Consider the following 7,079-nt stretch of genomic DNA (forward strand, 5'->3'; position numbering starts at 1 on the left):
CCGACGAGGCAGGAGCAGCGGCACGGGCCGACGCAGCGACAGCAGTGTCCTGACAGGCCCTCAAGACCCGCGGCACCCGGGTCGGGCCTCACGAGGGACCTGCCCGGAGTCTGGCGCGCGGGCCGAGACCAGAACGCGTCGACATCGCCGGACTCCGGGCGCAGCCCTACGTGTATTGCCCCGGGCGTGTGTGAGAGGTCCCGACTGGCCCGCGATGCCCGGCACCGCGCCTCGGCGCGTTGTCGGATCGCCCGCTTACCTTCAAGAGGCGACCGATCCTGCGCCGTGCCAGGCACGGCACCAGGCACCGCGGACGGGAGATCGAAGGACCGCACCCAGTACGCCGCCGGGTCCCGCGTCTGGTCGAGGTCACGGAAGACTCCGTCAGGACTCCCCCGGCCGCCCTCACGGACCCGGTCCGTAGCGCTCTCGCCCCGCGGCGACCGGGGTGTCGCGGTCGGCAGGATCGGTGGCCCACAAGGCGACGGAGGCTACGGCGGTCAGCGCCTCGGGGTACGCGAGCACGGCCAGGCCCCGGCGGTTGTCCTCGGTGGAGGGAGCGATGCCGAGCTTGGCGAAATGCTCGCGGTGTGCCCCGCGACGGCGCTCTCGCTCCCGCAGCCGAGGCGCGCCCCCGAGGCCGGCCCGTCGGCGTACGGAGGCAGGGAGGGTGCGGGAGGCGGCGCGGCGCTCCGGACGGCTGCACTCGCCGGTCGGCGAACAGCCTGGGCCACGGGGCCCAGGCCGCACGGCACGGCTGCTCAGAGTGTGGTGGCCTCGTGGACCTGATGGAGGTGGATGAGGATGTCGTAGGCCTGGCTGATCGCGAGCGTGGGGAGCGGGTCGCTCTTGAAGGACGACCCGGCGTCGTAAACAGGCCGGGGGGTGTTCAGCCAGGTGCGGCCCGCGGCGGGCAGCGTGCGCAGGTCGAGGTAGAAGTCGCGGTGGTGGACCCGGTCGAGGGTGTACTCCTGCATGTCGGGGGTGGCCACGGGGACGGTCACCTTGTTCCAGGCCCCGCCGAAGGTGCTCGCGGTGAGGAACGACCCCTGGTTGAAGGTGAGGCCGATGGCGGCGTAGCCCCGGCCGAGGGTGTTGCGCAGGAAGACGCCTTGTGTCGTGGGGTACATCACCGGGTCGGTGGCGAGGTAGCCCACGTGGCCGTTGTGCGCCGACAGCAGCATCTTGTCGCCGGTACGGCGGTGCCACCAGAGGGTGTTGTCGGCCATGACCTGATCGCGAAGGTGCTCCGCGGCGGACACCGACCCCGGATCGGACAGGTCGAGAGAGGCGAAGGCGAAGGTCTGGGCGATGTTGCGCGCATGTTGTTCGGCCCAGTCGTAGTCCTCACCTCCGGTCCCCTTGTTCGCGGTGACCAGGTCGAGTGCCTGCTGGGCGGTGGTGGCATTGGCCCGTCGTTCCGTCACGGGCTTGCGCAGGTAGGCGAAGATGTCGTCGAGGGGGCGCAGGCCCGCATACAGCGCTTCGAGGCGCGGAAGGTCCTTGGGGTGGCTCGCGCGGACGTGGGAGGCGACCCGGTCGAAGACGGCCTCGCCGAGCTTCGGCGCTCCGACGTCGTTGCCCATGAAGTGGACCTTGCGGCCGGGGTGCCGGTCGTTGTACCGCCGCATCCAGTCGATGAGGCTGACGAACTCCTCGCGTTCCCAGGGGGATCCGGCCAGTGTCTCCTTGGCGATCCGCCGGGCGTCACCGGCGCCGCCCTGAAGGTACTCGTCGATCCGCAGCCCGGCGGACCAGCTCATCTCCAGGGCGAAGGTGGTGAAGCCCTTCTCCTCTACGAGGTGGCGGAATACACGTTCCTTCATGGCGAAGAACTCGTGCGAGCCGTGGGTGGCCTCTCCCAGTCCGACCACCTTGGCGTCGCCGATCATGACCTCCAGCGCCCGTAGGTCGGCGGTGGTGCCGCCGGGTTCCGTCGACCGCAGCGGTTGAGCGGCGCGCTGCAGCGTGCGGAGCGCGGCGGCCTGCCGGCCCTCGTTCGCAGTGGGAACGGGTGCGGCAGCGGCTGCCGGAGCCAGTACGACAGCGGCCGCGAGCCCGGCCATCGCGGAGAGCATCCCCCGTCGGCCCATCGCCTGCTTGTGCGCGGTGATCATGATCATTCCTCGGGTCGGTGGTCCACAGGGACAAAACGATCATGGCTCGCGGCGGAGCTGGTCGCGCTGGGGTCCTCCTCCGACTTGACCGGGGGAAAACCCCCGGCCGGCCGCGTCCCCGTGGCGCCATCGACGCCCGGACGGCGGGTGCCGTGCATGCGGACGATTACGCCCCTGGTCAGGCAGCCCCGAACCATCAGGTGACGCGCAAATTCTTGGCCGCCGCCGTCGCCGCCGCCGACCGTTCCGGGGCACCGAGTGGCATCTATCGCTGAGCGGTGGGAACGCCGCCAGCGTGCTGACCCGAGGCTTCTTCAGCCCGGCGCGCCAGGTACCGGTCGACGTCACACCGCCCCGCACTGGTCGACGTAGGGCGGGAGCAGCTGGTGGCAGCGCGGACGCCCCTCATGCGGGCTCCTCTTCCCGTAGCCCCGCCGCCGTGACGGACACCGGTCGCGTCTGGCTTCCGCCGGACCCCATGGAACAGGCCGAGTGCGGCAGGGCAGGAAAGGGAGACCAGCGAGACATCTCTTCGGGCGAAGTGCGGGCGGCCGGGTGGGGGTCCCCGTATAAGTTGCCGTTATGACGAACGACTGGCGACTCGATCGGATCGGAAGTGCCCTGCGTGGTGAGAACCCCACGGTGCTGCGGCAGTTGAAAGCGGGCTTCGCGGCGATCGGAGATGTTCAGTTCCTGCCGGGCTACTCGGTGCTGCTCGCGGGCGATCCGCAGGTTCAGCGGCTCTCCGACCTTCCGAAGCCGAGACGGCTGGACTTCTTGTCGGACATGGATGCGCTGGGCGAAGCGGTCGAGCGCACTTGCCGACGGCTTGACCCGGCCTTCCGCAGGGTGAACCTGGAGATCCTCGGCAACACCGATGGGTTCCTGCATGCGCATGTGTGGCCGCGGTACGAGTGGGAGCCGGACGAGCTGGTTCGCATGCCGGTGTGGCTGTACTCCCTTGAGCATTGGAAGGACGAGCGCCACGCCCTCTCTCCGCAGCATGACACTCTGCGGAGGCAGATCGGTGAAGAACTGGATCTGCTGACTGCACCCGCATGAGCCGCGAGGCGTCATGCGGCGAGTTCGTCCCCCTGCCTGGGAACGGCAGCCCATCGGCGGTGGCGCAGGCGTTTCCTGGCAAGCCGTCGGGTCACGAAAAAGGGTGTTCGCGGACCGGCTGATCAGGGCCTCGCTGTGTGTTGAGCGACGCTGAAGGTGTGCATGGCGGCGACGGTCTGGTGTCTGGTCGTCGATGTGGTGGGGTGAAGACGCCCCCGGCGACCCTAGTGCCGTGACCGGGAAGGTGCACCGGGTCGCGGCGCCCGGCACAGCACTACACGTATTGATCACGGACCTTGTTGACACTCGGTAGGTCTTGAACGCGCTGGGCGGCGGCTGGTTGGCTGGCCCCAAGGTCAGCGAAGCGGCCGTCATTCGCCAGTCCTCCCAGGAGACTTGTGCTCAGCTGGGATGCGGTCGCCGTTCCTGGTGCGGGTGGTTGGGCCGGCCGATGGCGTTGGCCCGGGTCAACGGACCAGAGGGCGTCGAGGTGAACTCCCGGACGTCAAGGAATCCTTGACAACTGACTCCCGTCAAGGTTTTCTTGACATATGTCGATCATGAAGGCGAATACCGCACCCGCCCATGGTTTTTCCGCCACCCCAGCGCTGACCGCCCTGCTGCCGCTCGTCACGGTCCTGCCCGCGCTGACGGCGATGTACGCCGACCGTTTCAACACCACAGTGACCGTGATGCTGATCGCGGTGGACCTCGCCCTGATCGCGGCCACCGCCGGCTGCGTCGGCGCGTCGTCGGCAGCCCGGGCCGCGGCCGACCGCGCACGCCACGACGAGGACGTACTCGACGCGCTGGAACCCCTCGCCGGGGCCCGATCTTGAGCAGCGAACACCTGCTCGGCCCTCAGGAAGTTTCCCGGATTCGAGAGGGCATCGCCGCGGCCGTGCTGGGTGTCTCCGATGACCTGGCCGACTCCCTCGAACACGATGCTGTCGGCTACCTGCGGCTGGTCGATGCCTCACGCGTCGGCGCCGAAGAGGCGGGCCGGCTGCTGCGCGAGGCCGTCCAGCGGGCAAGGGCGGCCGGGCACAGCTGGGACACCGTCGGACGCGTCCTCGGGGTGAGCCGCCAGGCCGCACAGCAGCGGTTCACGGACAAGGACAAGGACAAGGACAAGGACAAGGGAACCGTTCAGCCCAGCGCGTTCGTTGGCGGCCCCGACACTCCGGAGCGCCGGATCCTCACCCCACTGACCGCCTTCAACGAGATGGCCGCGCTCGCGGAAGCCGGGCGCGACGGGTGGCACCTGATCGGCTACGGATCCTTCTTCCATGAGGTCGAGTCCTCCGACCACCCCTGGAACCACTGCCGACTGCCGCTGGCCTCCGGCGCACGCCACCGGCGGATGGAAGCCGAGGGATGGATCCCGGTCGGCGACGGCTGGTTCCCCTGGCGCTACTACAAGCGCCCCGTCGGAGCGTTCGCGCCCTCAGGGTCGGCGCAAGCCGGTCAGCGCGGTCCGTTCCACCAGTGACGGCGCCGGCTCTCCAGATCGAGCAGGCCCGTCGGCTCTGACGGTGGCTCAACAAGGGCCCGGGGTGAGGACCGCGGCCTCCGTACGGTTGCCCAGACCGGTTTGGCGTCGATCGCGGACTGCTGGGCGAGTTCGGCGACCTTGCGCAGCCGGACCTCGGCGCCCGTACGAGATGACCGGGCAGATGAACCGGCGGACACGCGAACAAAGGACAACCCGCCTCCCCGCACTCGGCATAGCAGCGGGATCGAGAGGGGTAGTGGTCAGTACCAGACGATGAGGATCTCTGCCTTCTGGACCTCGGAGGAGTCGCCGGGGCTGTAGAGCACGGTCCACGGGGCCGTCTTCGACTGTGTCACGTCGCCGGCCGTGTCACCGACCACCTTGTTGTCACCGTCCATGCAGCGCCAGTTGACCCTTTGCCCGGCGATCAGTGAGGTCGCACCACCGGCCCACGAGCAGCGGAGGGTGGCTCCGCGGGCCGGGTCTTTGAGCTCCAGCGCCCAGGGCCCGGTGCCGGGCTTGGTTGACGTCCGGGATCGGTTCGCGAGTTTCACTTCTTCGATCATCAGGGCGTCCGGGTCCCACGGTGATCGTAGGCACACGACCTTGAGGGCGTAGCCCCAGCAGGGGTCGGTGAGGGCTGAGCCCTCGAAGACGCACCGCCACGCCGTCGGGTCCGTGGAGTAGAGCGAGGCGGCATCGCACTGTCCCTTCTTCGCGGTGCGCGAGGCCTTGAAAGGCGGGCGCAGTTCTCCTTGGTCGGTGGCTCTGACCCCCGGCACAACAGCACAGCGAACCCCCGGGCTCGGTCCCCGCCAGTCCGGTGACCTGGGCCGACCCGCGGGAACCGAGTCGCGGGCGGGGCGCCCGGCCCGCACCCCACGGGTGACCGCTCGACCCGCTGGTGTGCGCTCCGTCACCTATCCGGGAATCCCGCCTCCCCTGAGGGAGCCACCACCGCGCCCCGACAGCTCGGCCCCGATCATGAAACCGTCCCCCAGGATCCGCCCCTGTGGCCGCCTGACGCGCGTGTGCGCCCGGTGGGGTCACATTCCGCACCCCGTCCCCTTGCTGGGTCCGGGCTGCCGGTACCCGGGGATCGCACACCGGGCCGGGGCGGACCGGCCAGGGGCGCACAGGAAATCCGGTCGCGGCCGATGCTCCGCGGCACGGCTAGGCTGACCGCATGACTGCGCTCGTATACGAAGACTTCGGCACCGGACACCACCGCGAGGCCTCGCTGATCCGACACGCGCTCGGCAGCGTGCACGACGAAGCGCTGGTCGCGGGCCTGGCGGGCGGGATCGGCTTCATGTACTTCGTGTTCGAGTACGCCGGGCAGCCGCCGGTGCCGACGATCGTCGCCCAGGCCCACCCCGACCCCTGGGTCCAGGTAGTCCTCGGCCGCCTGGGCATCCCGTACGAGGCCACGCGCAGCGCCAAGCCCCGCTGGCACCGGGTCGAGGCCGCGCTCGACGCGGGCGCCCCGGTGTTCTGCACGGTCAACCGGTCGGGTCTGCCCTGGCACCGCCCCGCCGCACCGGCCGAGCTGGCCGCCGCCGATCCGTACGTGGTGGTCGTCGTCGGCTACGACGGCGACACCTACTACGTCGAGGACGGGGCCGAGACCCCCTACGCGATCGGCCGGGAAGAGTTCGGCGCGGCCTGGTCCGGGCACAAGAAGGGCCGCCACCAGATGGTGGTGACCACCGGAAAGCCCGTCGGCGAGCCGGACCTGGACGCGGCGATCGCCGCCACGGTCTCCCGCCTCACCGGACCGGTGCTGGGGAACCACTTCGACGTCAATTTCGGCTTCTCCGGCATGGAGAAGTTCGCCGCGCAGCTGCGTGACACCAGCACCGGAGCGGGCTGGGAGCGGCGGTTCGCCACCCCCGAGGCCTTCGCGCTGGGCACTGGGCGGCTGCACACCTGTCTGGAGGAGGAGCGGACCGCCCCGGGCGCCACCCGCCCGCTGTACGCGGACTTCCTCGACCTCGCCGGGTACGGGGACGCGGCCGCGCTCTTCCGGAACTCCGGCCGGCAGTGGTCGCAGCTCGCGGAGCTGGCCCGTACGGCGGACCCGGAGGCCGACGCCGCCGGGCGCAGGGCGCTCTTCGACGCCTGCGCCGAGCTGGTGGACGGCTCCCTGGCTCTGGAGCGGGAGGCGGTCACGCTGATGCCGACGACCGCGCCCGGCGGAGCCGCCGAGTAGACCAGAGGTGTAGTCGCTCACCTCTGGGACCGGTGGGCTCAGGGGGGTACGGAAGCCCACCCGCTTCTGAGCTTGATCTTTAACCTCGCTGCTGTTTCAGGCGGACGTGTTCGGTGAGGGTTTCGGCTCGCTTGACGGTCTTCCCGGGTTCGTGGCGTGGGGCTGGCCTGCGGTTTTTCGAGCCGGGTGGGCG

General features: G+C 70.1%; 6 protein-coding genes. 4 read left to right on the top strand and 2 right to left on the bottom strand.

The features are described from left to right. Positions 1-761: 761 nt before the first annotated feature. Positions 762-2,117 (bottom strand): erythromycin esterase family protein, encoded by a 1,356-nt coding sequence (locus QMF80_RS35210; protein ID WP_349372274.1) that lies wholly within the window; start codon positions 2,115-2,117, stop codon positions 762-764. Between the two features lie 582 nt (positions 2,118-2,699). On the opposite strand from QMF80_RS35210, the gene QMF80_RS35215 reads away from it, so the two are divergent. The 3 genes from QMF80_RS35215 (at position 2,700) to QMF80_RS35225 (ending at position 4,671) form a co-directional block, all read left to right on the top strand. Further along, entirely contained in the window at positions 2,700-3,179 is a 480-nt protein-coding gene (locus tag QMF80_RS35215; protein ID WP_283461013.1) for an HIT family protein, read from the top strand. A gap of 551 nt (positions 3,180-3,730) precedes the next feature. After that, entirely contained in the window at positions 3,731-4,018 is a 288-nt protein-coding gene (locus QMF80_RS35220) for a hypothetical protein (protein WP_283461015.1), read from the top strand. Beyond that, positions 4,015-4,671 carry a hypothetical protein gene (locus tag QMF80_RS35225; protein ID WP_283461017.1) on the top strand — a complete coding sequence of 219 codons (657 nt, stop codon included), beginning with the start codon at positions 4,015-4,017 and terminating at the stop codon, positions 4,669-4,671. Before QMF80_RS35220 ends, QMF80_RS35225 begins: the two co-directional genes overlap by 4 nt. 263 nt (positions 4,672-4,934) lie before the next feature. On the opposite strand, the gene QMF80_RS35230 is transcribed toward QMF80_RS35225, so the two are convergent. Beyond that, positions 4,935-5,456 carry a hypothetical protein gene (locus QMF80_RS35230; RefSeq protein WP_283461019.1) on the bottom strand — a complete coding sequence of 174 codons (522 nt, stop codon included), beginning with the start codon at positions 5,454-5,456 and terminating at the stop codon, positions 4,935-4,937. 404 nt (positions 5,457-5,860) lie between these two features. Here QMF80_RS35230 and QMF80_RS35235 point away from each other — a divergent pair, with 404 nt between their 5' ends. Further along, positions 5,861-6,886, top strand: coding sequence for a BtrH N-terminal domain-containing protein (locus QMF80_RS35235; protein ID WP_283461021.1), 1,026 nt, complete (start codon positions 5,861-5,863; stop codon positions 6,884-6,886). The last annotated feature ends 193 nt before the right edge of the window (positions 6,887-7,079 follow it).

The organism is Streptomyces sp. G-G2 (assembly GCF_030063135.1).
GTDB lineage: Bacteria > Actinomycetota > Actinomycetes > Streptomycetales > Streptomycetaceae > Streptomyces.